Here is a 26,555-nt window from a genome sequence, read left to right as displayed (position 1 = left end):
TAACCCATCGTGTTTAATCGAAACACGTATAACTGTTCAGTCGTTCCACTGTGATGTCTGTAAGACACAATGCGTTGATTAGCACTGACAAGTGGCATTAACTATTTTTAAGGTTTGCGGCGGGAAAAAGATCGAATTTCAGGCACAAAAAAGCCCGCTTAACGCGGGCTTTTTCGAAGTTAACAATAACGCAAGGATTAGTAATCTTAGTTAAGCTTCTCTTTGATACGTGCAGATTTACCTGAACGCTCACGTAGATAGTAAAGCTTAGCACGACGAACCGCACCGCGACGTTTAACTTCAATTGAAGAAACTGCCGGGCTGTGTGTTTGGAACACACGCTCAACGCCTTCGCCGCTAGAAATTTTACGCACGGTAAAAGACGAGTGCAGACCACGGTTACGTTTAGCGATAACAACACCTTCATAAGCCTGAAGACGCTCTTTGTCACCTTCGGTAACGCGAACTTTAACAACTACTGTGTCACCTGGACCAAACGCAGGAACATCAGTCTTTAGCTGTGCTTCTTCGATTTTTTTGATGATATCTTGACTGACTTTGCTCATCATATCCTCTCGTCCTAGTTAACTGTCATCTTGCTGCAGTTGCGCTTGGAATAATTCAAGCAAACGCTGCTGCTCCTCAGTCAGAGCTAGGTGATTTAACAATTCAGGGCGACGCTGCCAGGTTCTACCTAATGACTGCATCAATCGCCACTGCCTAATTTTTTCATGGTCCCCACTTAACAACACCTCAGGAACCTTTTGACCATCAAGTATTTCGGGCCGCGTATAGTGCGGACAATCCAAAAGACCGTCAGTGAAAGAATCTTCAACCGCTGAAGCTTTATGCCCCAGCACACCAGGAACTAGTCGAGCAACCGCGTCCATAAGGACCATTGCTGGTAGTTCACCGCCGCTTAACACGTAATCACCAATAGAGACTTCTTCGTCAACATGGCTTTCGATTACCCGCTCGTCGATACCTTCGTATCGACCACAAATTAAAATTGTGCGGTCGATATTAGCAAGGCGCTGAACGCCTGCTTGGTCAAGGGGTTTCCCTTGGGGTGATAAGTAGATCACCTTACTGTTTTCGCCACCCACTTTCTTGGCGGCTTGTATTGCGTCAGTTAGCGGTTTTACCATCATCAGCATACCGGGGCCGCCTCCATAGGGGCGATCGTCAACTGTACGATGGCGGTCATGTGTAAAGTCACGGGGGTTAAAGGTATCAACCGATAATGTTCCAGATTTAACTGCTCGACCTATCACACCCTGTTGGGTAAATGGGGCAAACATGTCTGGAAACAGGCTAACAACTCCAAACCACTTTTCCGGTGTCACTTAAAACCCCGGGTCCCAGTCAACTTTAATGACCTTCGCTTCTTTATCTACCTCTTGTACGACATCGTCGAACACAAAAGGTATAAGTCTTTCTTTTTGACCAAAAGCATCGCCTACATTCGCTTTAACGTGAATAACGTCGTTTGCACCTGTATTGAATACTTCTTTCACCACACCTAAGTCGTAACCTTGCGTTGTTACCACTTTCATGCCGGTGAGCTCGCGCCAATAAACCCCTTCGTCACCTAAATCAGGCAGCTGTGAAGCATTTATGTTGATATCCAAGTTTTTGATGCGCTCTGCATCATCTCGGTTCTCAACGCCCACAATTTTTGCAACGAGGCTCTTACCGTGCGGTCGCCACTGATCAATTTGATATTCTTTTTCATCGCCAAGAAACCATGGCGCATACTCAAAAATACCTTCTGGTGTTTCTGTATAGCTGTTGATTTTGACCCAACCTTTAACACCGTACGGTGCGCCAATTTTGCCAACAATCACTTTGTCAGACGCTAGACTCATCTATACCACCAGTTAATAACAGCTTACGCTGCAGATTTTTTCGCTTCTTTTACCAAGCTAGAAACGCGATCTGATAAGCTCGCGCCTACGCCAACCCAGTATTCAACACGCTCTAGGTCGATGCGAAGACGTTCCGCTTGACCTTGTGCAGTTGGGTTGAAGAAACCGATGTTTTCGATGAAACGACCGTTTCTTGCACGACGGCTATCAGCCACCACTAGTTGATAAAATGGACGCTTTTTCGCGCCACCACGCTGTAAACGAATAGTAACCATAAATGCCTCAAACTCGTTGTAGCGTTACCGTTAACTTAAGCCTTCGTTTGACGACTAAAAAATAGACGCCAATTAGAAGGCCGCCGAATTATACGGATATGGGGTCTGATTGCAAGTTTTTATCCGCATTAAGGGCTTTTAAATTAAGATGATTTTCCAAAGCGGTACATTGGCAATGAGGGTCATCGATTTATATGGTCTTCGTGCGCTTATCACTTACATTGGCAAAGCTATCGATTATTCAAACCACTTGTGTTGTAAGTCACGTATAGTGAAGCAAGAAACCGTTAAATTTATTGTGGAGTTATTTTGTCTAAAGGGCTTGAAAGCGTGTCTACCAAAGTGGTGTTTAAATGGATTGGTGGGCATTTAATGAATTACCGCACGCGTGTGGTTGGTGCCATTGTTGCTCTGTTTACTGCCGCCATTGCATGGTTAACATTGGGGCAAGGCATAAAGTACGCCATTGACAGTGGATTTGTAGAAAGCGCATCAGATACGTTAAATCAAGCTACAGTATTGGTCCTTGTTGTTACCGTTATCGCATGTATTGCCACCTATGCCCGCTTTTATTTGATGACGTGGTTAGGAGAGCGTGTGAGCGCTGACATACGCAAGCAAGTATATTCACATTTGCTGTCGCTTCCCCCGTCGTTTTTCGCAGAGCTGCGTACTGGCGAAGTCATTTCTCGCTTCACTAGTGACACAACCATCATTCAAACGGTTGTGGGAATGAGTCTTTCAATGACACTGCGTTCGGTGGTTACTTTCATTGGCGCAATCAGTTTGATGGGCTTTTCAAGCCCGCTACTTACCTTTTGTGTCATTGTGGCGGTACCTGCTGTTTTAGTGCCTATTAAAGTGCTCGCGCCACAAGTACGCCGGTTTGCTAAAGAAAGTCAGGATAAAGTGGCTGACCTTGGTGCACGTATTGATGAAAGTCTACATGAAATCATGACGGTACAAGCCTATACCGCTGAAGAAAATGAGCGAATGCTTTTTTCAAAGCAAGTAGAAGCTGCTATGGACGTTGCCAAAAAGCGTATTCATTACCGTTCACTACTTATTGGCTGCATTATGTGTATCAGCATGATTGCGATTATTTTTATTGCATGGGTAGGTGCTCGACAAGTATTGAATGGCGCAATGACCGTGGGCGAATTATCAGCGTTTCTATTTTATGCCGTTATGGCTGGCGGCAGTATTGCCACCATCAGCGAAGTCATCGGTGAAGTGCAGCGCGGTGTCGGTGCAAGTGAACGGCTTTATGAATTATTTAACACGCAACCGGATATTGCATCGTCAGTAGACAGTTACAATAGCGCCAAAGGCGAGATTTGTGCCACAGCGCCACAAATCACCATACATAATGTGCACTTCGCCTACCCTAACAGCAAGCCTTTGTTCAGCGATTTAAATATAACGATCAAAGCAGGCGAAAAGCTCGCGCTCGTTGGTCCAAGCGGCGCAGGCAAAACAACGCTCTTTCAGCTATTGTTGAGATTTTACGACCCACAAACTGGGCAAATATGCTTTGATAGCAAGGCCATTCATACAATGCCGGTAGAAGTGTTACGCCAACACATTGCCGTTGTCACACAAGAACCTGTGGTATTTGCCAGCTCAGTAATGGAAAACATTCGCTATGGTCGCCCCAATGCCAGCGACGATGACGTGGTCGACGCCGCCAAACAAGCCTTTGCACATGAGTTTATCGACAACTTAGATGAACGCTACAATACACAACTTGGTGAACGCGGTGTTAAGCTTTCGGGTGGGCAAAAGCAGCGCATTGCCATCGCCCGCGCAATTCTAGCCAATCGTCCTATCTTATTGCTCGACGAAGCCACCAGTGCCCTTGATGCAATGAGTGAGCGCATGGTGCAACAAGCCATTGATAAATTAATGCAAGGGAAAACCAGCATTGTGATTGCGCATAGATTGGCCACAGTTCAGCACGCCGATCGCATTTTAGTCATGGATAAGGGCCAAGTTGTAGGAGTGGGTACCCACGCCTCACTCATGAAAAGCGATACCTTGTATAGGGAATACGCTGAACTGCAACTGCTAAGTTGAACCGCATGCGATGCTATTAGGTACAAATGAACATTGCTGAATTGGTTATTTTTCAAACAGCACGTTCAAACAACAATGTATAAATAGAATATCGCTACGGGTTAATAAATGAAGAAGTCTGTTTTTAATGCAGCAAAGACATGGACAAGTCTTTGCGCCCTGTTACTAATGATACCAATTGCCAACGCACAATTTATGGGCGATAGGCAGGCGAAACTTGTCGTTACAAAGCCAATCGAGTTTATGAACGAGACGCGCAATGTAGAGGCGGTAGGCAGTGCTGAAGCGGTGCGCTCAATTGCCTTGTACCCTGCCGTTTCAGATGAAGTCACCGAGATAAACTTCGTACCTGGCCAAGCCGTTGAAAAAGGCAAAGTATTGGTTCGACTTGATGACAGAAGACAACAAACGGCACTGAAACGCGCAGAATTGACCTTAGCCGACGCACAGCGAACAGTCGAGCGTTTAGCATCAAGCTATAAAAATGGCGCAGTGCCAGTAAGCGAGCTGGACCTTGCACGAGTGCAGCGTGACCTTGCAGAGGTGGCACTTGAAGAAGCAAAAGCCGATTTAGAAGACCGTCATATCGTTGCACCTTTTGATGGCGTTGTGGGTATCACTGACGTAGAGGTTGGCGACCGTATAACCGAACAAACCCTTATCACTACCTTGGATAACCGCAGCAAGTTATTTATTAACTTTAAGGCGCCAGAGGCATCATTACCGGTGTTAATGAATGCTCCAATGGTTACTCTTGTACCTTGGAGTGACAAAGAAAAAACAGTACAAGCGGAAATTGCACAAATTGACTCCCGAATTAATGAAGCGGATCGTACCTTGCGCGCTCGTGCAGTTTTAGACAATTCTGCTGACATTTTTCGCCCGGGCATGAGTTTTCGGGTAAATCTGAGCATTGAAGGTGAGCGCTTTGCTGCCGTACCCGAAGCGGCACTATTGTGGGGTGCTACAGGTGCTTACGTATGGCTTGCCAAAGATGGTAAGGCGCAACGGGTAGATGTAAGCGTTCACCAACGTTTAAGAGGCACAATACTTGTGTCAGGCGAAATACGCGAAGGCGATACGCTTATCGCAGAGGGTGTACAACGCTTAAGAACTGGCCAAGCAATTACCACCGAGTTGGCGGGAGGGCCACAAGGTGAGTGATCCACAACTTTCCTCTTCAACAAACGATTTGCCATCATTATCAATAAGACGTCCCGTTCTTATTGTTGTATTAAACCTATTGATCGCCATTGCAGGACTTGCAGCGCTGAGCGGTCTTGAAGTTCGAGAACTACCTGATGTCGATACTCCGCGCGTTACCGTTACAGCCAACTTCCCCGGCGCTTCACCTGAAACGGTAGACGCTGAAGTCACTGGCAGACTTGAAGGTGCCGTTGCGCGAGTAAGCGGCGTAAAGAACATTTATGCCCAAAGCGAAGAAAACTCAGCGCGTGTACGCGTTGAATTTCGACCTGGCGTAAATTTAGAAGACGCAGCAAATGAAGTACGAGAGTCTGTAAGCCGTGTACAGCGACAATTACCAGAGGATGTAGAGCAAGTTGCTATCATTCGTGCCGACAGCGATGCACAAGCTGTGGTTAGCTTAGCAATTTCAAGTGACACACTTGATATGGAGACGCTGACAGAACGAGTAGATACCGACGTAGCTCCACTCTTTTTAAGTATTCCAGGCGTTGCCGATGTCACGTTAAATGGTGATAGAGAACGAGTATTACGGGTATCGGTTGATCCATTGCGTTTGACTAGCTTTGGCCTATCAATGACCGATGTTGCCAACGCCCTATCACTTGCCCCTTTTGATGTCCCTGCTGGCAGCATTCAGTCGGCCGAACAGGCTCTCATTGTGCGCGCAGATGCAACGTCAGTAACGGCAGAAGACGTTGGTGACATTGTGGTTTCCGGCGATATTCGTATAAACGATGTAGCCAGCGTGTACTTTGGCCCTGCCGACACGTCAAGTATGGTGCGTTTAGACGGCACACCCGTAATTGGCGTTGGCGTTATACGCCAGGCCAGTTCTAATACCATCGAAATTTCAGATGAAGTTTTGGCAATGGTTGAAGATTTAGACAAACGCTTCACCGATATGAACATCGTCGTTACCTCTGACGATGCAGAGTTTATTCGTGACTCTGTTAAAGAGGTTGTAGTTTCACTGAGCCTTACTATCGCATTGGTGGTTGTTACCTTATTGGTATTCATTGGCTCGTGGCGAGCCACCATTGTTCCAGCGCTTTCTATTCCAGTATCGCTTGCCGGTGCGCTTGCCATTATCTGGGCAATGGGCTTTTCGGTGAACATTCTTACTTTGCTTGCCTTAGTACTCGCTACTGGAATGATTGTTGATGACGCCATTGTGGTATCTGAAAACATTCAACGACGCAGAGGCATGGGATTAGGTGCCAGAGCTGCCGCAGTGGTTGGTACAAGAGAAGTATTTTTCGCAGTGGTAGCCACTACTGCAGTGCTGGCATCAGTATTTATCCCTATCGCATTTTTACCTTCAACTGCAGGAAGACTATTTAGAGAGTTTGGTGGTGTGTTGGCCGGGGCTGTGGTTATCTCGTCTTTCGTTGCGCTGTCATTAGTACCTGCGCTTACTGCACGACTTAAAGTCAAAGAAGCGAAAACAAGCGGGCTTTTCAACAAAACGTTTGGACGCTTTGGTAATGCGTGTCTAGGCCTTTATCAATCGTCACTGTTGAAGGCGCTTAAGTATGGCTGGGTTGTTGGCATTTTGAGCCTTGCAGCTGGCGGCGGAGCATATATCCTTTCTCAGAATATCGACAATGAATTATTACCCAGTGAAGATAGAGGCACTATTCGTATTTTCGCTCGCGGTCCTGACGGTGCAGGCCTGAACTTTATGGACAGGCAAGCAGAGAAAATGGAAGAACTGCTGTTACCCTATGTAGATAATGGCACTATCGATTCGATTTACACCGTTGTAGGGTCATGGGATCCAAATATCGTGTTCATCACGGCACCTCTTAAGCACTGGGACGAGCGTGATAAATCGCTTCAAGATGTGGTTAACGAAATACGTCCTAAGTTACAGCAAATTCCTGGTGCGCCAGGCAATGCGTTTGGTGGCAATAGCCTTAACTTACGCGGCCAAGGTGGCGGCCTTGAAATTGCGTTAACTGGCGATACATACGAAAATATTTTTGCCGCGTCTCAAGCATTCGCAAGACAACTTGAAGATGCAATGCCTGAACTGGGACGCCCTCGTATAAGCTACGACCCTACTCAGCCCCAAATGCGCGTGAACATTGATAGACGTCGCGCTGAAGAGTTGGGTGTTCCACTCAACGACATTGCTAGCACGTTGCGGGCAGCAGTAAACGGTGACGATATTGCAGATTTAAACGTGGGTGACCAATCCATTCCAATTATGCTGCAAACCAATAACCGCAGTACAATAAACCCTTCTGATCTCACTAGCTTATATGTGAAAAGTAACAACGGGAATCTGGTACCGCTATCAAGTGTTGCCTTCATCACAGAGGAAGGTGTGGCGGCTGAGTTAGAGCGTCAAGCACAGCGTCGTGCTATTCAAATAGAAATGGAGTTACCAGAAGATGTTCCGCTAGCAGACATCGTTGATAAGGTACGCACACTGGCGCAAGACACGTTGCCTGACGGTATAGGTCTCGTATTCCTTGGCGAGGCACAAACCTTTGAAGAAACGTCAAAGCAAGTTGCTCTTACCTACATTCTCGCCTTTGTCATCGTACTACTGGTACTTGCGGCACAATTTGAAAGTGTTAATAGTGCAGTGGTCGTCATGTTAACGGTACCTTTTGGTATCGCAGCAGCGGTCTACGCCCTTTTCCTTACTGGTACGAGCATCAACATATACTCTCAGATTGGTTTAGTTATGCTTATTGGACTACTTGCGAAAAACGCTATTCTACTTATTGAATTTGCAGATCAACTTCGCGATAAGGGCTATGAGATTTACGACGCAATTGTTGAAGCGGGTAAAGTGCGCCTTCGCCCCATTATGATGACACTGGTGTCTACGATATTAGGTGGATTACCGCTTATCTTATCAACTGGTGCTGGTGCAGAAGCACGTAATGCCATTGGCTGGGTGGTATTTGGCGGCTTGGGCATTGCAGTGGTATTTACACTTTACCTAACGCCAGTGCTCTACCTTGCGTTAGCACGCTTTACTAAGCCACGGGCAGACGAAAGTGCGAGGCTTGAACGCGAAATGGAAGAAGCGCAGGCTCACCACTAACACGCATTACTATCCATCAAAAAAACGCCACTATTACGTGGCGTTTTTTTATTTGTATTGTGTACATACAATAGCTTATCTCATCTTCGTTACATTGCTCTACAAAACCCTTTTACTTTTGCTTTACCTACAAAACCTAAAATATTGTCTACCATATTTGTGAAGTAAGGGTTGAAGGTAAGACGAGCGTGCACCTTATCGTTTTCTTTGTAGCCCCACGGTCCGTACCAGACGGTTTCGCCATCCTTACAACGGGCTTCTTTGTTGCTACCCTGCCCATTGTCGCAAATACGAAATTCACTTTGCGTACCGTACAAGCTGTTACTCGATGCGAATAAATTACTCATGTGTGACGCCGCACTTATACGTAACTCGGGTAACTGCATGCTTTGCATCACCACATGTTGTGGGGGGAGTTCAGGCATAGATTCACCTTGCCACAGCAAACATTTTCGCGGATGCGTAAAGTTGTCGCCAAATTGCGCTGCCACTTTTTCGGTATCAACTACGCTGTCTTTTTCTGCAACCGTCATCAATACCGGAATATGTAGTGTATTAGGTTTATCATCACGATTAAAAAGCGTCTGCAATTGATTAACGCTTTCTTGATATGCCGCAAACCCTGGCATTGCCGTAGAGTTGTAGCGCGAGGGGTTATCTTCGTCTTCGACATTTGGCCATGGAAACAATGAATCGATATACGGTGCCAATCGAGACACAAAAAAGCGCGACTTAAACGCAGGCGAAAAATGTATTAGCCCTTCGATATCGGTGCGAAAAAAGCTTGCGATAGTCGTGAGATTGGCACCAGTAGAAAAGCCGCCAATATATAGCTTTTTGACTTCACCTGAAAAAAGTTCGATGTGAAAATTGGTCTCAGTTTGCCACTGCTCATAACTCACAGACAACATATCACCAGGCTTTGTACCATGACCTGGCAGTAAAATTGTACGTACATGAATACCGTCGGCACACAACGCGTTCGCTACATCACGAAAGAAGAAAGGTGAATCACCCAACCCGTGAACCAACAAAATGCCTACTTCATCGTACTGTGCTCCGCACTCAAAGGGCATATTCATTGCTAACTCTTTTGTTTTTTCCTGCTCGCTACCAATGAAAGTACGGTTCTTTAGGATATATTCCTCAACCTTATCTAAATAGACGTCGTAAGGTGCCACTTTGACAGGAAACGCGGTGTCGCTAGCGCTAAACTGTGCGCTATGTGAAGAGTGACACCCAGAAAGTGATAATAGAGTTGTTGTAGCGACGAGAGATAACGCCACTCTTTTAACGGATATAATAAGATTCAACTGATACTCTGGCGTAACTAACAGTGTCTACTGTAATGTATCTTTACCAGAAATCAGTGCCTTTGCCAGCAATTTATGTGTAAGCAAAGATAACAACTCAGTTTCTTCTTCACTTCGCTCGCCGTCTACGCCGGTAATCGCCATCGCCACTTCCAGCGTTTTTGCAGCATCGAAAACTAAATCGTTTTTTAAACTACGCAAATAAGTGACAGCGTCCCCCGTATCAATTGCTTTGCGGGTTTGATAAATGGTGTCGTTTAGAAACGCTTCTGGGCAGATTGGGCTTTGCCAGTCTAAAGAGTCAACCATGGCATTCAAATAGTCTTGTTCTGACAAGGTGACCATACCATCGACCTGATAAAGTAACACTGAGAGCTTGATTAGGGCTTGGTTAAAGCTTTGTTGTTCTGATAATTGCATAACATTCTTCCTCTTCGTACTGTACGCGGCAGTACCACAACATTTTCTGCATCCTGCAGAAACGAATGGCAAGTCCTTCTAAAAAAAGAAGATTTGCCTCTGTTCACCGCACGTCACATAGCATAGCGTGTGCGAATGACAGCAATACTACGCAGTGATGAACAATAAAGTTCACATTGTTAATTTTATGTAAACAACCCTTACATTATAGGTTTTTTTTTGCGTATTCCAAGTGTTCTATTGGCAAGATAAAACCGAAGAGTAGGTAAAACTGTGAGGTAGAATTCAAAAAGGCGCGGGAGAATGTCATTACATTATCCCGCGCCTTTTATTTAACTGAACAAACAAGGTGAGTTAATACCTTACCTTAAGCCCAGCGTAATATCGTTGATGTAAAAATTACCGGTATAGACTTTGTCATTATCGCCGTGGGGCTCTAAAGCAAAAAATTGTTTATCTTGATCATCGAGCGCTTGATATCCCCCAATCACCTGATAAATCCACACCTCAGGGTCAAATTCTAGGGATTTCTCTTCAAAGTAATCCAACGCCGTCTTAGGTTGGCCTGAATCAATCACATCGCAGAAATAATCCTCAACGGCTTTTTGCAGTGGGTCTTTTTCCAGCGAAACGGTTGATTGCTCAGTCACATCAATATCGACAGGCTTGCTATCTTGATGTTTGTTTTGACGTTTATGCACATGGGTTAACGACGCAACAATGTATTGATAGTCAGCTTCGTGCTCAACATTATTTACGTCAGGGCTTGCATTAACAATGGTGTTTGCAGACTGATTAAACAGGACGGGAACGTTAGTCAAGTTTGCATAGTTACCCGGCGTAAAGTCTGGTTGTTGCTCCATATGCAACAAGAACCCTTTTAACAATCGTGTGCGGCCTTGGAACTCTCTGAATCGTCCTAGCAAATCGAGTAAGCGCGCTTGCACCACTGACAGCTCTTGCGCTGCTTTTGCAAATCGTTGCTGTAGCGAAACCACTAATAAGTGACGTAGTTCGCGATTAGATCCAGCGAGCTCACTGAGCTCATCAAAACGAAAACACTCAAGTTGTGAGAGCAAGTCTGTCACCTGCCCTTGTGCAAGTTCGTTTTCACGAATCTTCGCTTCTACAGATGAAACATAACCAAATTCATTATTGATGCGCCCAAACATGACGCGAACACTGTTACTGAGTGACTCAGACAGTTGATACACATGTTCGGTTAAATCTCCCATATGGGCAGCGGCTTCATTGTATTTGTTGTAATGAAGCGCCTCTTTATAGTGTTCTGTCAACGTTTTAAGGCTTGCCAGCGAAGCACCAATATTGGCGTTAATAGTACGATTTCGCTCGTCTTGAAGGCTTCCCTCCAACAAACTTCTTACCGCACTTTTAAGGCGCAACTCGCTTTGCGCTTCAGGGCGCCAAAGCACACCCAACTGCACCAGCTGTTCAAGCACTTTTGGGCTATGGTCGCGCTCTTTCACTGAGCCATTGATATAAGCCTGCATAATTAAATCACTATGACGCCCCAAGGCGTTAAGCAATTTAGTGCCGGCTTGTATTAGCACCTGACTCATATCAAGCTACCTTGCGAAATGGCGGCCTCCGCTTGCTCTGACAAGCTAAGGGCTTCGGTTTCATCAATAAATCGCAACATTTCGTAAAGGTGCTCGATTTTTCCTGTTCCCAAATAAATTTGTTTGTCTGGATTAGGCTTAATCAAATACCCCATCTCCGTCAGCCGCTTAAACACTTGCTTAAGCTGACCATCTAAATTCACACTGGTCGAGCCGAACATGCGATAACGCGAGATTTTTTCTAACTGCTCCGCATAAGCAGGTGTATCTTCAATGGTTGTTTGCAGCTCGTTTAAACGAATGGCACTGCCCATTGTGATAGGCATGTCAGATTCATTAGCCTGTTGTACCAACAACAACCACTCCACCAGCGGAACGAGGTTTGACGCGGTATCTTGAAACTGCTGCGTCAGCACTTTGCGCTCACTTTCACCAATGGTTAGGTAGCTTGCAAAAAATACATCACCTTCTGCAGTGGTAGATAGCGTGCGATTAAGCAGCGTAAGATGGGGCTCAAGTTGTGCGGCATTGTCACGACTTTTTAGAAAACGCCACGCTTCTTCATCGGTCACCTGACAAATAAATGCGCCTTGTAAAAGTGCACTAAGTACACGGCCTTGTTCTGTCATCATGCTGATGTCTCCTCACCTGCAACTTCATTCTTTCGTGCCTTGATTCGTGCTGCAATAGCGCTCGCTTTTGGCTGTACCACCTGCAGTTGACGGGTCACCTTATCTATTAAATAGCGGTTTTCAAATAACGTCAGTACTTCTGATTCTGGATTAGGGAATGCGCCAACTACGCTAATGTTATTGTTTTGACACGCTTCAAAGATTTTCTTCACGTTGTTCTGGTGAAGTGTACCCAATTCATCAATAGGCCAATGCACTGTGGCGTCGGCATCACCGCGTAATAAACGCGTGAACGCGAGTAGAAACTTACACAAGATCAGGTATGCCATACCGTGGCTTGATGATTCGTTAAGCTGGCGGTCGGTACGAATAACAAGGTCACTTTTTCCTTCTCGAAGGTGCAACTCGATATCCAATAGTTTGCTTATACCACCTGTTAATGCTGCGCGACCAAGAATATCAAGAACACGACGCATGCTCTGTCCGTATTCCTCTTCTGGCAACTCGTTAGCGCCCTCTTCCATCCAATGCTCGTAGAGCTTTCTGAACTGTTCAAGCTCAGGCCAGAATTCTAGTTCGCTTATGCGAGAGCGAATTTTCACCGCAGAGTCAGATACACCATCAAGGAATAGCTCACCGTCAACTTCCTGAGTAATACGGCGGCTTTGCGACACAATGCGTTTGTCGATGTCAGCAAGTACAAAATAGTACTGCGAGAGGTCTGCACCAAATATACGGCCTTGCTCACGTAAACCTTGAAGCTTTTGCGGCACAATCACGTTAAGGAGCTGCGCAAGGTGCGATACCATGCGGCGGTGATCAAAGCTTTTGACGCCATGGGCATTTAAGGTGGCGCACTCTTCTCGTGCCCGCTCCCATGTGTCAGATAGCCCCGTCCCCGCTTGAGCAGCGATAAGTTGATCGAACCGCTCTACATAAGCGCGAATATCGCTGAGTAAGTTTTCACGTTCCTGAAGTTGGCTTTGTACTTCAGAGATACGCTGGCCTATGCTGACATCATCGTGCTTAATATCCGCCGTTTCATCGCCTGCATGCAAGGTAAGCTTCGCCAACGACTTGCTAAGTGTTTTCACTTGCTCAAGGTGCTCGCTGGCCGTTTTAAGTGTGAGTTCAAGCTGAGTATGTTGTTCTTGCAGCTGCTCACGAGTGGCTTTGTAGGCACTTTGTTTGTTTGCTAAGTTACGCTCTGATTCGCCAAGAAGCTTACGAGATTTTGACAGACCTTCTTGCCAAACCACTTTTTGCTTGGTGAATACATTTGTGTACCAACGCTCGTAATCCGCAACTTTGTGGCGATGAGTTTCAGTACGCGCGATATCTTCTTTTAACTTATTAATTTGCTTCTTAAGTTGGCCTATTTCATCAACATCTACACCGCGATTACTGAGTTCACTTTCCAGCCAATCTTGCATGTCTTTTCGGTCTTGCGCAGCGTTGTCTTTTGCTTTGCGCATATCACTATCGAGTTGGGATATACGCGCTTCACTGTCTGCGATAAGCTGCTGCCAGTGAAACTTATGCTCAGTCTCCGCTTCGCGCTGCTGGTCTTTAATCTCGTCGCGACTTAGCTCATACTGCGCTTTCGCTTGCTTTTGTGCTTGTTGATTGGCTTCAAGCTTAGTTTTTGCTTTTTGCTTGCGTGCCGATAGTGCCTGTTGATATTCACTAAGTACCGTATCTCTATCTTGCTGCGCACGCTTTCGACTAGCTTCAGCGCTTTTTACCGCGTTGTCTTTTTGCGTAACAACGAGTTCAGCGTTACGAACATCTTCATTAGCCTTGGCGAGTCGCTGCTCACATTCATTCTGCGCGGCTAAAGCAGCTGCCTGACGAATTTCCGCTTCTTGTAATTGTTGCTTGAGCGCTTGTTCGGTTTGCGCGTATTCAGGCGTATCAAGTTCAGACAACGCAAGCTTTACGCCCATGAAGGTATCGCTTGCACCTTCCATGCTAGGAGCTAAATCAGTGCGTTCAAGCAACTCTGGGCGAATGACTTTGCCTAGTGACAGTTCCCAATCTTCAACATTCGCGCGCAAGAATTCGAGCAGCGCACCTTCTCCAGGATAAAGCAACGCATTAATTTTATTAACGGCTTTTTCTTCTTGTAGAAAAGCGTTTCGCGCTTTGTCTAACGCGTTAGAACACTCTCTTCGAAATTCAATGGCTTTATTTTGCGATTGCTGTGCGTGACGAAGTTCAGATCTGGTTGCATCTTCGTTTATAGACGCCTCTTTAATTGCGGCATCGAGAATATCCAACTGTGACTGTTCAAACTCGTTGTAACCGGCGTTTGATAATGACGCTTTCAGTTCAGCCTCAGAGACCTTTAGCGCATTGGTATTTTGTTGAAAGTCATTTTGTAGCGCATTTAACTGGCCACTGTAGTCATCGCGAATTCGGCTCAGCGCTTCGCGTTCATTTTGTTGTTGCTCAGCTTTGTTTTCTGCTGCTTCTTGACGTGCAGCAGACATCTCTTCCAGTGTGATCGAGAGTCTTTCACCTAACTCAGCCAAACGCTTATTATATGCAGACTCAATATCTTGGTGCTTCTCAGTAAGTAATATGTAGCGGCTATCAGCTAATGACTTTTCATTTTGCCATTGTGATAGATTGGCTACGTCTTCTTTAAGCTGCTCAATGTTTTCGTCTTGCCACTTATCAAATTCGCGCTCGACAGTATCAAGCTCACTAGTGAACTTTTCTACATCTGCACGGGCTGATGAAATAACCTGATTTAAGTGGTCTCGCGTGTCGCCCCACTCGCTGTCTGTTTGCTTGCGCTGAAAGCTGTTTTCATCCAGCTCATTTTTGGTGGTTTCTACACGAGCGGCCAGATAGGTTTTATCAAGTTCAAAACTATGCTTTAGGTTAGCAAGTACCTGCTCTGTGCTGGTCAGTGCCATATCAGCTTGTTCTAATTTCGAAAACTCTGGGCGAATTTTATCGAACTGCTTAATAAGGTGGCATTCTTTGATCCAGTCATCGACACGATTGCGGCTTAGGCCCGACGTAGGTGGTGTTACGCCATCTTCTTCCAAAATAGCGGCAATCATCGCTTTGATGGTTTCCATCTTGCCTTCTTTAGAATGCACCGCCTTGGCCAGCTTTTCTATGTGGCGCATGTGCTTTGACGGTTCACACAAGCTGAAGATTTTTGCGTAGCCCAACAACTCTCTGGCGTTGTTACTTTGGTTCAAAACGCCATGATCATTTTGAATAATGGCGCGAAAATCTTTGGTATTGAGCAGGCTCGTTACCATAATGTTATTGCGCTTCATAGCGCGCGCTAGCTCTGCACTGCTTACACTGGCGTGTTTACCATTTTTTTGTTCAATCAAGTAATCGTTAATATCAAACGGTTTACCCACCAGACGATAATTGACACCCGTTCCGTTTGAGCTCAGCACTGCTTGACACAGGTCGCCTTCAGCGCGCGTATATTCATAGATTATAAAGCTAGACAAACGGGGGAGATACCAACGCTCGAAACTATCGCGCGTAGCAGGCACCACACGAGAAGGATATTCGCCATAGAATACGGGAATAAGACGCTGAAGTGTTGTTTTACCCGATGCGTTTGTACCACAAATATTGGTATGTCCATCAAGCTTTAGTTCGACCACGCCTGGCAAGTGGGTGTCGATAAGAATAATACGTTTTAAGCCTGCCATAGTGTTCCTGTATCAATAACTCTGCCGCATGAAAGCTCATACAGCACAAAACTGTACCTGCTTCGATATGGAGAAAGTTGCATATCTGATAGAAAGCGAGCACACGCGCACGATGTAGCCCGTCAGTGTATTATGAAATTACGCGCTTGGACAGATGCACTACTACTTGTTGGCTACAAAGTACACTATCACAACCCAGTAAACATCAAAAAGGGAGAGGCTAGTGCAGGTGGACCAGAGTTTCAACGACAGGGGGCGGGCAAAAATAAGTGGCACGTTCGTTTTCATTTTGAACGTACCGACTTTAAGACGACTGAATTCCCTCAGGGAGCTAGGCGATAAATACGTATCGCAACAGCAATTTTCACAGACATCCTTACTTCACTGACAACACATGAACCGATTCGGGTGATGGGTACATCATGTTGAAAGTGGGTGCGATATCCCCTGAGGCTGAGTTTAAAATATTGTCAAACCGCAAAATCATACCATTTGACTTTTCTGCTACGTAGACGTGACCATTGCTGAGCATTAAGTCCACTGGATTACCCAACATTGAGTTCGGTCCAGCAATATTCACCGATACATCAATTAAGCCATCAGCACTTCCCGCTCCGGGAATTACATACAGTTTTCCGTCAGTAGCATCTGCTGCGCTGCCCACATCGGAAATGACTAGGCTATCGCTTTGGCTGTCATAGTCTATGCCATGTATGTTGGTTGGCGCAGCAAACGCTGCTCCCCCACTCGCTGGAATAATCAATCTATCTTCACCAGTAATAACGGTTTCACCACTCTCCATTTTGCGCAATACTTCTTCAAATACCGCTACTGAACCGTTGGTTAAAGCCAAGTACGCGCTATCTGTAGATGGATCATAGTCCACGTCCCAAGGGCGCGCCCCGTTGGTGGCTTCGAGCGTTAATAGAGGCGCGACGTTGCCTGACGCACAAGGCGAAAACACGCGCACAGCGGGTGTGGTTTCATTAACATCAGCAACAAATACCACGCCGGCTTTTGAGGCGATATCAAGCCCTTTAGGGGCAACCAAACCTGTTTCGCTACCCACTATCATGTGGTCGAAACTATCGCTATACATCATACCGTCTCGCGTGCTTTTAAGTCGATTTACCACAAGTAAACCACCTGTCGAGGTATCCACATTATCAAAAGTAATCACACCGTCTCCACTTGCTGTGAATGCTGCGCTCTCGATGCTCATACTCGCATCGAAGGTGCTTAACTCACTGGATAATACGGCACTGTATTGCGCTACTTGTCCTGTTGTTTCGCTGTCGCTTGAGGGGTTACTTGATACCGCAAGGCCCATTATAGGCATGGTGGTTATACCGTCGTCTGAAGCATCCTTCATATCGTCGAGCTGAGTTAGCTCGGCCAACGACTCTGGTTTTACAGAAGGCGTTGATAGCGTTGGTGCAACGTCACCACTAGCACCGTTAAAAATATTTGAGAACACCAAAATAGCGTCATTTGACTTTTCTGCTACACGTAGGTCAGAGCCTGTAAGTACAATATCCACCGGATTGCCAAGCTGGGTGGACGCGCCGCCAATTACTCTGCTTGGTACAACAGCCCCATCTGCCGAAGAAACATTGTCTAGGACAAAAATTTGACCATCATCGGCAACAGCGGCATCACCCACGTCAGACAATACCATACGATTAGACATAGGCTCGTAAACAATACCGTGCAGATTAATCGAAATTTGATTGCCTTCGGCATCGGAAGGTACTACCGAACGCATAACAGAGGGCGCAAAATTGGAGCCAGCGACGTTATCGTATACTGCTAACGTACCATCGGTTAGTGCTACGAATAATCTATCGCTTTGTTCGTCATAGGCCACGTCCCACGGTTTCGTAGTTGTCATTATTTCAGCAATCGGTGCAACATCTCCTGCCGCTTGACTGCCAAAAACACTTATCTTTTGACCATTGAAATCAGCTACCATGACTAAGCCCGAGTTCTGTGCAAAAGTAATACCTTTAGGATTAACCAGCCCGGTAGTTGCGCCTGTTATCTCGTGTCCTGTACTCATCATGTAATCGGCCTGAGCATCAAAATTACATTGCGTTCTCAGTAATGGTAAATCGCTATCGCCAGCTTGCACTAACGTTCCACCCTGAGTGAATACAATCCCTTCGTTGGCCCCTGTAGTTACCGTTGATAACGCATTCGCGTTTTGGTCGATAGAGGTCACTGTATTACGGTTTTCATCGCCATTGTTTGCTACTAAGAAAGTGGCTGAAGCAAAGCCCGGTGTTCCGTCTTGACCTGGAGCACCATCTTGCCCGGGTGCGCCGTCAATTCCATCTACGCCATTCATACCATCGGCGCCATCATCACCATCGCAGGCACTCAAAGAGAACGCCATAGCGGTAGCAAGTAATGATAGTTTTAATTTTTGTTGTGATGTTTTATTGAATTCCATCTTCATCTCCGTACTTGTTGATTCGTGAAGAGACGTTACTTCAACGCGCAATGCGAGAAGTACTGCTCACGTCCTGTTCAACAAGCCAAACGTTTGATGAGGGATACTGGATGCAAGAAAAATAAAAAAACCTCAATGCATTGCTGCGATTGAGGTTTTAAATACTGTTAGGCTGAGCGATAACTTTTTAACGTGGTGGAAATCCACCGCCACCGCCGAACCCACCTGGACCGCCGAATCCACCCGGGCCGCCTGGACCACCAGGGCCTCCAAAACCACCACCCGGAGGCATCATGCCCTTCATCTGACGCATCATTTTCTTCATGCCGCCGCCAGACATCTTCTTCATCATTTTCTGCATTTGCGTAAACTGTTTCAGCAAACGGTTTACGTCTTGAATTTGCGTACCTGAGCCTGCTGCAATACGACGTTTACGCGAACCTTTAATCATATCTGGACGAGCGCGTTCAGCCGGTGTCATTGAGTTAATGATGGCTTCCATTTGATTGAACTGCTTGTCGTTTGCCTGATCTTTAATTTTATCAGACATACCGCCCATGCCAGGCAGCTTATCAAGCATACCCATCATGCCGCCCATATTCTTCATTTGCTCAAGTTGATCTTTGAAGTCTTGTAGGTCGAAGCCTTTACCCTTCTGAACTTTCTTGGCCAGTTTTTCTGCTTTCGACTTATCAACTTTGCGCTCAACCTCTTCAATTAGGCTAAGTACATCACCCATTCCTAGAATACGAGATGCTATACGCTCTGGATGGAAAGGCTCTAGTGCATCAACCTTTTCGCCCATACCAATGAATTTAATTGGCTTACCAGTGATATGACGTACAGATAAAGCAGCACCGCCTCTTGCATCACCATCGGCTTTAGTAAGAATGACACCAGTAAGTGGGAGTGCATCATTAAATGCTTTCGCTGTATTCGCGGCATCTTGACCTGTCATGGCATCTACCACGAACAAGGTTTCAATTGGTTTAACTGCCGCGTGAAGCTCTTTAATTTCATCCATCATGTCGCTATCAACATGAAGACGACCTGCGGTATCGACTAACAGTACATCAAAGAAGTGCTTTTTCGCTTCGGCAATGGCATCGTTAACAATGTCAACGGGCTTTTGCAAAATAGTAGAAGGATGGAATGCAACGTTAACCTCGCCAGCCAAGGTTTCGAGCTGTTTAATTGCCGCCGGACGGTATACGTCGGCACTAACTACCATTACCTTTTTCTTTTCGCGCTCAGTGAGGTACTTCGCTAACTTACCCACAGAGGTTGTTTTACCCGCACCTTGAAGACCCGCCATCAATACAACAGCAGGCGGTTGCGCAGCGAGGTTTAGCTTTTCGTTCGCTTCCCCCATAACTGATTCAAGTTCAGACTGCACAATTTTGATGAACACTTGGCCAGGTTTAAGGCTCTTAGTCACTTCTGTGCCGACTGCTCGCTCTTTGACTTGCGCAACAAACGCCTTTACAACAGGTAAGGCAACATCAGCTTCAAGAAGCGCCATACGCACTTCGCGCAGCGTTTCTTTAATATTATCTTCAGTAAGACGCCCCTTGCCGCTAACATTTCTTAATGTTTGGCCTAAGCGTTCGGATAAATTTTCAAACATAGTATGAAACTTCTTTTTATTTCAGACGTAATGCCCACATTGTAACGTAAAAGGCGGGAGTAACGTACCGCAATTTCTTTTAAATTTTCAATTCTGAAAAATAGTAGACTGGTGTAAAAGTGGGCACGAGATAAACAAAATCAAGTAGATGGTTGAATTTACTTCCAAGTTGAAGTATCAATACCGACTCAATTGGTGACCGACACCACCTCATCACAGGAAGCAACATGAACACCCTTTTCGCCATATCCGCTGCTTTTTTATACGCTTCAGCCGCTGCGGTGTTGATTGGCAAGTTTGTCCATCACGAAGGACCTAACAAGCGTCTTGGTTTATCACTAGCAAGTGTTGGGGTTATTGCGCATATTGCCTTTTTGATTAACGCGATAATGATTGCACCAGGCCAAGATATGAGTGTGACCAATGTACTCTCCTTGGTGTCGTGGATCATTACAGTCGCCATGTTGATTTTTGCCCGCGCTATCCCGAACCTTATTTTGTTACCGGTGGTGTTTGGGTTTGCCAGTTTTTCAGTATTGGCCTCAAAATTTATCCCCGTATCTTACATAATGCATATCGAGTTGCAGCCTGGTTTAGTCGTTCACATAAGCTTGTCGCTTTTTGCTTACTGCACATTAGTGATTGCATTTCTATACGCACTTCAGATGTCTTACATTACTTATCGCCTAAAACAGAAAGGGGCTTCACTGCTACACTCTTCGCTTCCACCTTTAATGTTAGTTGAGGGTATTCTTTTTAAGTTACTTTTGGCAGGTACTTCGCTACTTACTGTATCGCTTATCAGTGGCTTTGTGTTTCTCGACGATATGTTCAATAAAACCTATGCACACAAAACGGTACTCTCTATCGCGGCTCTAGTGGTTTTTCTCATTCTGCTTGTGGGACAAAAACTTAGAGGATGGCGCGGCCGACAGGTTATCGTAATGACAGTGTTAGGCGTCATCTTATTGTCACTGGCTTACTTTGGAAGCAAGTTAGTTAAAGAACTCATTCTCTAATTGGCAAATTAGATAACAGCATTTTCTAAGCAATTAGCGTGTTTTCTGCATTTTTCGCTTGAAACAATGCCATCAAATTACTACATTTGAAGGCTAGTTAAAGACAGGACCCCCTAATTGGACGACATATCTACGAGTACGCTGTTTATCGCGCTCGGCGTACTCATACTTCTATCTGCGTATTTTTCTAGTTCTGAAACTGGAATGATGTCGATAAACCGCTATCGACTTAAGCACCTTCAAGGCGAAGGTAACCGCTCAGCTATCCGCGTTGCTAAGCTACTCGACAGACCTGACCGCCTTATAGGTCTCATCCTTATCGGTAATAATCTTGTCAATATTGCTGCATCGTCATTAGCAACTATCTTGTGTATCCGGTTATTTGGAGATTACTGGGGGTTATTTGCTGCTACTTTTGGTCTTACTTTGGTACTACTGATATTTGCAGAAGTGACGCCGAAGACGCTTGCTGCGCTCTACCCTGAAAAAGTTGCGTTTCCAAGCTCAATCATTTTGCTCCCCTTGCTCACCTTGCTCTACCCTTTTGTAGCGGCAATAAACGGCATTACAAATGGTATTTTGGCTCTTTTAAGAATAAGTCCAGCAAACGGTAGCGACGATTCATTAAGCCGTGAAGAGCTGCGAACAGTTGTGTTTGAAGCTGGCACCATGATCCCCAAAAAGCACCAAGATATGTTGGTTAGTATTCTCGATTTAGAGAGTGTAACCGCGGAAGACATAATGGTTCCGCGCGCTGAAATTTTCGCTATCGATATCAACGATGATTGGAAAAAGATCCAGAAGTCACTTACCCATGCACAGCACACGCGAGTACTTTTGTACCGCGACAGTATTGATGATGCGGTGGGTTTTGTACACGTTCGTGATGCATTGAGACTGTTATCTAAAGATCAATTCACAAAGTCGAGTCTACTACGTGCGGTTCGCGAGATTTACTACACTCCAGAATCCACCCCACTTCACACGCTAATGTATAAATTCCAAGCCGAAAAAGAACGCATTGCGTTGGTTGTGGATGAGTACGGTGACATTATGGGCTTGGTTACATTAGAAGATATCTTGGAAGAAATCATCGGTGACTTCACGACGAGCATGGTGCCTGACCACAGTAAAGAAGCACATGTACAACAGGATGGGTCTGTACTAGTAGATGGCAGTGCCAACGTTCGTGAACTTAACAAAGAGATGAACTGGAATCTACCAACAGAAGGTCCGAAAACGTTAAATGGTTTGTTGCTTGAATACCTTGAAGATATTCCTGAAAACAAAATAAGCGTGCGCTTGGCGGGTTATCCATTAGAGATAGTCGATATTACCGAGAACATGATTAAAACCGTTCGAATTATGCCCGAGTACTACGTTGCTCCGCGGGATAACGGTACAGAAAGGCCGAATTAATTATCATCGACAAGGCGCTGCGCTCTATTTGCCAGTGCCTTTGCTTTGGCGGCTGCCACCTTGTCTGACAAAACTGATAGTTTTGCAATGATATCCTGAGTCTCCTCGTCTTCGCGTAAATCTGCTTCTGCCATATGTGATTGCAATGAACGCTTTAGGAGCTCAGGAATAGATTTGCTGTCCATTTCCCAACCCTTCAATAGAATAATTTCTGACACTCTCAGTCAATCTATCGACCATACAAAAATTAACTTAACGTTTTTTTGTAAAAAAGCGGGAATAGTTTTGGGTTGTACTACAACCCTTGATAATGCGTAACTAACGTACCTTTGTGCTCTCTAAGAGAATACTTAACTACCGCAATAGAAGCCGTTGAAAACAAACTTGTTGTATAAGATTGACAAAGTTCATCGACCAAATAACTAACAAATGGCATATGGCTTACTAGGAGCATTGAACGAATGGGCTTTTTTGCATTTATTGCGGCGTGAACTCGCGCATCAATGTAGTCGCTCACCAGTTTGGGAGAGCCTTCAGGGATGATATCTTCGCTGCTTTCTAGTTTGTCAGCAACAATGTCTAAAGACACCATGTCGTGAGTTTGTTTGGCGCGACGGTATGGGCTTACTAGCGCTAAGTCCACTCGTCCACTCTCACAATAGTGATGTTTTAACCATGCCGCTGCAGCTTTGGATTGTTCTCGACCAACTGCCGTTAATTGCCTACTTCTGTCATCCAATCGAGGCGATTCAGCCTCGCCGTGACGCATAATAAACAAATAAATGTCGTCGTTGCTACTTTGACCTGACATAACATTGCGCATAGTATTAATGAAAGTATGGTAACGATAACAGAGAGCAGTAACCACGCATAGCGTTAAACGCCGAATAGTGAGAATTTTTATACATTATCAGTCGTTTCGCGGACACTAACTCAACCTTCGCCACGGCAGTAAGGCGTTTACGACTACTATCGAGAAAACGTGAGTAACACTATAAACTTTGAAAATGCGCACCACATTACCTTGCCTAACGGTATGCGTGCAATGTTATGTCACACCCCATCCGCCACTGAGTCCTACGTTTCCATGGCGGTTAGAGCAGGCCATTTTTATGACCCCCAAGACTGTCAGGGGCTTGCACACCTGCTTGAGCATATGCTGTTTATGGGCAGTCGACACTTACCTAAACCTAATGCAATTAACGGTTTTATAGAGCAGCACGGTGGTACGATAAACGCTTGGACAGGCACGGAGTATACAAACTACCATTTCAGCTGTACTGGCGATGCCCTTGCGCAAACGTTGCCAGCATTTGCCGACATGCTTCGGCAACCTTTGTTTGAGGAAGACTCGCTAAGCAAAGAAATTAACAACATTCACGCTGAATTTGAGTTTAAGAAAAAAGATGATCTACGCAGGCTTTATCAAATTCATAAAGAGACGTGTAACCCTGCCCACCCATTTTCTAAGTTTTCAGTGGGCAATAGCGACACCTTTTCAAAACACTCTGCAACTGAACTTAAGCAACGTCTAAAAGCACTCCATTCAACATATTATTGTGCTAACAATATGTGCCTTTGTATTGCCAGTCCCATGCCGTTTGACCAACTATCATCATTAGTAAACCAGTGTTTTGGTTCATTAGAGTCAGGAGCGTTGGCGAATGATGACTGGCCCGCCCTTTACACAGAAAATGAACTTGGCATTCAAATAAATATCCATCCCTTACAGGATGCCAAGCGGATGATCGTCACCTTTGCGTTACCAGCGCTGCAAAATGACTTTAGAAGCAAACCGTTAAATTACATTAGTCATCTTATCGGTGATGAAGGAGAAGGTAGCTTACTGGCTTATTTGAAAGAGCAAGACTGGGCACTTAATTTAATTGCGGGTTCTGGTATAGAAGGCGACCACTTCAAAGATTTTAATGTTAGCTTTCAACTCACTCAAAAAGGGCTAGAAAACAAGACTGAAATACTACGCGCGCTATTTTGCTATATTGAGCTGATAAAAAAAGCAGTGGATGAAGCATGGCGTTACGACGAAAAAGCCAAGCTAAATGCACTTGCGTTGGAATATGAGGAAAATGTCAAACCGCTGGGCTTAGTTGCAGAATACGCTCAACATTTATTCGTTTTCAGTGCCGATGAAGTTAACATTTTACGCTCGACAATAGGCAGTTATGACAAAAGCGTATTGGTGCACGCTCTGTCATATTTTACGGGTCAAAATGTTCGAATAAAAGTTATCTCCAAAAGTGAGAAAACAACTAAAGTCTGCGCATTTTACATGGCAGAATATCACGTTGAAAAAATAGACCCCGCCGTATTAGATAGTCTTGCGACACCGCCAGTAATTGAGGCTTTAAGACTTCCGCCCCCAAACCCTTATCTTGGCGATGAATATCAGTTAATACTCCCCGAGCAAGGCTATAACGTGCCAAATAAGCTAATTGATGATTCAGACTATCGCTTTTGGTTTGCACAAGATCAGCAATTTCACAGCCCTAAGGGCGATATTTATGTTTCATATGATGCCGACAGTTTTTCTAACACACTTGAATCGGTTGCTGCGAAACGAATTTGGCTAGGTGCACTTAATGACCATCTTCAAGCAAAATACTATCGCGCAGAAATAGCAGGGTTACATTACCGAATTTACGGCCATCAAGCGGGCTTTACGCTTCATACTCGTGGTTTTACGAACCAACAAACACTGTTAGCCAATCAGTTATTAAATGCAGTAAAAACCTATATTCCCGATGAACGTGCTTTTAATCACCACAAAGCGCTTCAAACCCAGAGCTTACAAAATTCATTGCTCAACAAGCCTACTAACAGATTATTTTCACGTTTAAGTGTTTTGATTCAAAGAAATACACAAGCGCCGGTTGAGTTACTGGATGTAGTGGGAAATATTAGCTATGAGCAAATGCTCCAGTGCAGAGAGCAGGCCTTTAGTCATTATTTTGTTGAAACCTTTATGCATGGCAATTGGGCTAGTGACGAAGCGAAGCGGTTTGCCAACAATGTGCGCGAACTCAATGACAGAGCAAATGGTAGCCCCCTATCGCGCGCGGTCTCTAAACTGCCAGTTGGTAAAGGCCTGTATCATGAAGTGTGCTGCGACCATGACGACTCTGCGATTGTACTTTACTTACAAGCGCCATCGTCAAGCTTAACGGACACAGCCTTGTGCATGGTATTAGAGCAAATGCTAGCAGCGCCTTTCTTTAACGCACTTAGAACAGAGCAACAGTTAGGTTATATCGTGGGTACCGGTTATGTGCCGCACAATCAGCACCCAGGCATGGCTTTTTATATTCAAAGTCCTCAATGCAGTCCAAAGCACTTGTTAGACGCCACAACAGAATTTTTGTATCAACAATTGCAAGAAATTGAATTTTACCGTTTTTATTGGCCCAACATTCAGCAAAATCTTATAAAACAATTGGAAGAACGCGATCTTACCTTATCCATGAAATCACAACGACTATGGGTGAGCTTGGGAACTCAGGATTTCGGTTTTAACAGAAATGTGAAACTAGCGGAGCGTGTGAAAGCGTTGAGTTTTGAAGAAATTCAGGCCTTCGCAGAAAAATTGGCAAATCGCGAGTATTGCGGTGAATTAGTCCTTTATTCTCGCGGCAAATATGAAGATATTCCCAATCTAGAAAAACGTACAATCAACAGTATTTCCGAGTTCAAGCAAAAGATACCGTATTATTAAAGCGTGTTCACTTTTCCGCTATGCTTTTCGTTCATTCCAAGCGTGTTTCTGGCAATGAACGAGACGCGCGGGTTGTTTAATTTACTTAAGTACAGGTAAAGCAGCAAACCCGACTTCCTCATCGTGAACGCATACTTTTCTCAATATTTACAACTTTTGGCCGATAGAATGAATCGAGAGAA

20 protein-coding genes are annotated in these 26,555 nt (G+C 45.1%); 7 read left to right on the top strand and 13 right to left on the bottom strand.

Annotated elements, in window-relative coordinates:
• Nucleotides 1-206: 206 nt before the first annotated feature.
• From rplS to rpsP, 4 genes are read right to left on the bottom strand one after another with little or no spacing between them, the layout of a single operon-like run.
• Nucleotides 207-566 carry a 50S ribosomal protein L19 gene (gene rplS, locus JN178_RS06205; protein ID WP_024015986.1) on the bottom strand — a complete coding sequence of 120 codons (360 nt, stop codon included), beginning with the start codon at nucleotides 564-566 and terminating at the stop codon, nucleotides 207-209.
• 18 nt (nucleotides 567-584) lie between these two features.
• On the bottom strand, nucleotides 585-1,346 hold the full coding sequence (trmD, locus tag JN178_RS06200; RefSeq protein ID WP_159623113.1) for a tRNA (guanosine(37)-N1)-methyltransferase TrmD: 762 nt from the start codon (nucleotides 1,344-1,346) through the stop codon (nucleotides 585-587).
• Entirely contained in the window at nucleotides 1,347-1,868 is a 522-nt protein-coding gene (gene rimM / locus JN178_RS06195) for a ribosome maturation factor RimM (protein ID WP_202264502.1), read from the bottom strand.
• Nucleotides 1,869-1,891: 23 nt separating this feature from the next.
• Nucleotides 1,892-2,143 (bottom strand): 30S ribosomal protein S16, encoded by a 252-nt coding sequence (gene rpsP / locus JN178_RS06190; RefSeq protein WP_131095552.1) that lies wholly within the window; start codon nucleotides 2,141-2,143, stop codon nucleotides 1,892-1,894.
• A 372-nt stretch (nucleotides 2,144-2,515) separates the two neighbouring features.
• On the opposite strand from rpsP, the gene JN178_RS06185 reads away from it, so the two are divergent.
• The 3 genes from JN178_RS06185 to JN178_RS06175 all read left to right on the top strand — a co-directional run bounded on the left by JN178_RS06185 (nucleotide 2,516) and on the right by JN178_RS06175 (nucleotide 8,489).
• Complete coding sequence (locus tag JN178_RS06185) at nucleotides 2,516-4,219, top strand: ABC transporter transmembrane domain-containing protein (protein ID WP_442859699.1); 1,704 nt, start codon at nucleotides 2,516-2,518, stop codon at nucleotides 4,217-4,219.
• Nucleotides 4,220-4,327: 108 nt separating this feature from the next.
• Nucleotides 4,328-5,383, top strand: a complete 1,056-nt coding sequence (locus JN178_RS06180) for an efflux RND transporter periplasmic adaptor subunit (RefSeq protein ID WP_202264489.1) — start codon at nucleotides 4,328-4,330, stop codon at nucleotides 5,381-5,383.
• The gene (locus tag JN178_RS06175) at nucleotides 5,376-8,489 is read left to right on the top strand and encodes an efflux RND transporter permease subunit (RefSeq protein ID WP_202264487.1); all 3,114 of its coding nucleotides are present in this window, start codon (nucleotides 5,376-5,378) and stop codon (nucleotides 8,487-8,489) included. The genes JN178_RS06180 and JN178_RS06175 overlap by 8 nt, the downstream gene beginning before the upstream one ends.
• An 89-nt stretch (nucleotides 8,490-8,578) precedes the next feature.
• Here the strand turns inward: JN178_RS06175 and JN178_RS06170 are convergent, their stop codons facing one another.
• From JN178_RS06170 to JN178_RS06150, 5 genes are all read right to left on the bottom strand, one after another.
• On the bottom strand, nucleotides 8,579-9,775 hold the full coding sequence (locus JN178_RS06170; protein ID WP_232369706.1) for an alpha/beta hydrolase: 1,197 nt from the start codon (nucleotides 9,773-9,775) through the stop codon (nucleotides 8,579-8,581).
• Between the two features lie 54 nt (nucleotides 9,776-9,829).
• A complete protein-coding gene (locus JN178_RS06165) occupies nucleotides 9,830-10,222 on the bottom strand; it encodes a TerB family tellurite resistance protein (protein ID WP_159623129.1) in 393 nt (130 codons plus the stop codon).
• Nucleotides 10,223-10,584: 362 nt separating this feature from the next.
• On the bottom strand, nucleotides 10,585-11,802 hold the full coding sequence (locus tag JN178_RS06160) for a phosphoenolpyruvate carboxylase (protein ID WP_159623131.1): 1,218 nt from the start codon (nucleotides 11,800-11,802) through the stop codon (nucleotides 10,585-10,587).
• On the bottom strand, nucleotides 11,799-12,434 hold the full coding sequence (locus JN178_RS06155; protein WP_159623133.1) for a condensin complex protein MksE: 636 nt from the start codon (nucleotides 12,432-12,434) through the stop codon (nucleotides 11,799-11,801). Before JN178_RS06155 ends, JN178_RS06160 begins: the two co-directional genes overlap by 4 nt.
• On the bottom strand, nucleotides 12,431-16,126 hold the full coding sequence (locus JN178_RS06150) for an ATP-binding protein (RefSeq protein WP_202264486.1): 3,696 nt from the start codon (nucleotides 16,124-16,126) through the stop codon (nucleotides 12,431-12,433). Before JN178_RS06150 ends, JN178_RS06155 begins: the two co-directional genes overlap by 4 nt.
• 132 nt (nucleotides 16,127-16,258) lie before the next feature.
• Between JN178_RS06150 and JN178_RS06145 the strand changes: the two genes are divergently transcribed.
• The gene (locus tag JN178_RS06145) at nucleotides 16,259-16,468 is read left to right on the top strand and encodes a hypothetical protein (RefSeq protein WP_202264484.1); all 210 of its coding nucleotides are present in this window, start codon (nucleotides 16,259-16,261) and stop codon (nucleotides 16,466-16,468) included.
• Nucleotides 16,469-16,502: 34 nt separating this feature from the next.
• On the opposite strand, the gene JN178_RS06140 is transcribed toward JN178_RS06145, so the two are convergent.
• Together JN178_RS06140 and ffh are read right to left on the bottom strand one after the other, a co-directional pair.
• Complete coding sequence (locus JN178_RS06140) at nucleotides 16,503-18,578, bottom strand: collagen-like triple helix repeat-containing protein (RefSeq protein ID WP_202264482.1); 2,076 nt, start codon at nucleotides 18,576-18,578, stop codon at nucleotides 16,503-16,505.
• Nucleotides 18,579-18,765: 187 nt separating this feature from the next.
• The gene (gene ffh, locus JN178_RS06135; RefSeq protein ID WP_202264481.1) at nucleotides 18,766-20,205 is read right to left on the bottom strand and encodes a signal recognition particle protein; all 1,440 of its coding nucleotides are present in this window, start codon (nucleotides 20,203-20,205) and stop codon (nucleotides 18,766-18,768) included.
• A 227-nt stretch (nucleotides 20,206-20,432) separates the two neighbouring features.
• Between ffh and JN178_RS06130 the strand changes: the two genes are divergently transcribed.
• Both JN178_RS06130 and JN178_RS06125 read left to right on the top strand, forming a co-directional pair.
• Nucleotides 20,433-21,224 carry a cytochrome C assembly family protein gene (locus JN178_RS06130; protein WP_159623139.1) on the top strand — a complete coding sequence of 264 codons (792 nt, stop codon included), beginning with the start codon at nucleotides 20,433-20,435 and terminating at the stop codon, nucleotides 21,222-21,224.
• Between the two features lie 117 nt (nucleotides 21,225-21,341).
• Nucleotides 21,342-22,643: an HlyC/CorC family transporter gene (locus JN178_RS06125; protein ID WP_159623141.1), complete on the top strand. Its 1,302-nt coding sequence runs from the start codon at nucleotides 21,342-21,344 to the stop codon at nucleotides 22,641-22,643.
• On the opposite strand, the gene JN178_RS06120 is transcribed toward JN178_RS06125, so the two are convergent.
• Together JN178_RS06120 and sixA are read right to left on the bottom strand one after the other, a co-directional pair.
• Nucleotides 22,640-22,828 carry a hypothetical protein gene (locus JN178_RS06120; protein WP_159623143.1) on the bottom strand — a complete coding sequence of 63 codons (189 nt, stop codon included), beginning with the start codon at nucleotides 22,826-22,828 and terminating at the stop codon, nucleotides 22,640-22,642. The two genes, JN178_RS06125 and JN178_RS06120, sit on opposite strands and share 4 nt — an antisense overlap.
• A 110-nt stretch (nucleotides 22,829-22,938) precedes the next feature.
• Entirely contained in the window at nucleotides 22,939-23,454 is a 516-nt protein-coding gene (sixA, locus tag JN178_RS06115; RefSeq protein ID WP_201283705.1) for a phosphohistidine phosphatase SixA, read from the bottom strand.
• A 171-nt stretch (nucleotides 23,455-23,625) separates the two neighbouring features.
• Between sixA and JN178_RS06110 the strand changes: the two genes are divergently transcribed.
• The gene (locus JN178_RS06110) at nucleotides 23,626-26,373 is read left to right on the top strand and encodes an insulinase family protein (RefSeq protein WP_202264479.1); all 2,748 of its coding nucleotides are present in this window, start codon (nucleotides 23,626-23,628) and stop codon (nucleotides 26,371-26,373) included.
• The last annotated feature ends 182 nt before the right edge of the window (nucleotides 26,374-26,555 follow it).

Source organism: Alteromonas sp. KC3, assembly GCF_016756315.1.
Taxonomy (GTDB): domain Bacteria; phylum Pseudomonadota; class Gammaproteobacteria; order Enterobacterales; family Alteromonadaceae; genus Alteromonas.
Note: the sequence above shows the minus strand (reverse complement) of the source record. Positions and strands in the feature narration are given on the sequence as shown.

What these genes read in the sequence shown, in the direction of transcription:
- rplS (WP_024015986.1), bottom strand. Translation starts at nt 566, where the DNA reads ATGAGCAAAGTCAGTCAAGATATCATCAAAAAAATCGAAGAAGCACAG.
- rimM (WP_202264502.1), bottom strand. Translation starts at nt 1,868, where the DNA reads ATGAGTCTAGCGTCTGACAAAGTGATTGTTGGCAAAATTGGCGCACCG.
- rpsP (WP_131095552.1), bottom strand. Translation starts at nt 2,143, where the DNA reads ATGGTTACTATTCGTTTACAGCGTGGTGGCGCGAAAAAGCGTCCATTT.
- JN178_RS06185 (WP_442859699.1), top strand. Translation starts at nt 2,516, where the DNA reads ATGAATTACCGCACGCGTGTGGTTGGTGCCATTGTTGCTCTGTTTACT.
- JN178_RS06180 (WP_202264489.1), top strand. Translation starts at nt 4,328, where the DNA reads ATGAAGAAGTCTGTTTTTAATGCAGCAAAGACATGGACAAGTCTTTGC.
- JN178_RS06165 (WP_159623129.1), bottom strand. Translation starts at nt 10,222, where the DNA reads ATGCAATTATCAGAACAACAAAGCTTTAACCAAGCCCTAATCAAGCTC.
- JN178_RS06160 (WP_159623131.1), bottom strand. Translation starts at nt 11,802, where the DNA reads ATGAGTCAGGTGCTAATACAAGCCGGCACTAAATTGCTTAACGCCTTG.
- JN178_RS06155 (WP_159623133.1), bottom strand. Translation starts at nt 12,434, where the DNA reads ATGATGACAGAACAAGGCCGTGTACTTAGTGCACTTTTACAAGGCGCA.
- JN178_RS06150 (WP_202264486.1), bottom strand. Translation starts at nt 16,126, where the DNA reads ATGGCAGGCTTAAAACGTATTATTCTTATCGACACCCACTTGCCAGGC.
- JN178_RS06145 (WP_202264484.1), top strand. Translation starts at nt 16,259, where the DNA reads ATGAAATTACGCGCTTGGACAGATGCACTACTACTTGTTGGCTACAAA.
- JN178_RS06140 (WP_202264482.1), bottom strand. Translation starts at nt 18,578, where the DNA reads ATGGAATTCAATAAAACATCACAACAAAAATTAAAACTATCATTACTT.
- ffh (WP_202264481.1), bottom strand. Translation starts at nt 20,205, where the DNA reads ATGTTTGAAAATTTATCCGAACGCTTAGGCCAAACATTAAGAAATGTT.
- JN178_RS06130 (WP_159623139.1), top strand. Translation starts at nt 20,433, where the DNA reads ATGAACACCCTTTTCGCCATATCCGCTGCTTTTTTATACGCTTCAGCC.
- JN178_RS06120 (WP_159623143.1), bottom strand. Translation starts at nt 22,828, where the DNA reads ATGGACAGCAAATCTATTCCTGAGCTCCTAAAGCGTTCATTGCAATCA.
- sixA (WP_201283705.1), bottom strand. Translation starts at nt 23,454, where the DNA reads ATGTCAGGTCAAAGTAGCAACGACGACATTTATTTGTTTATTATGCGT.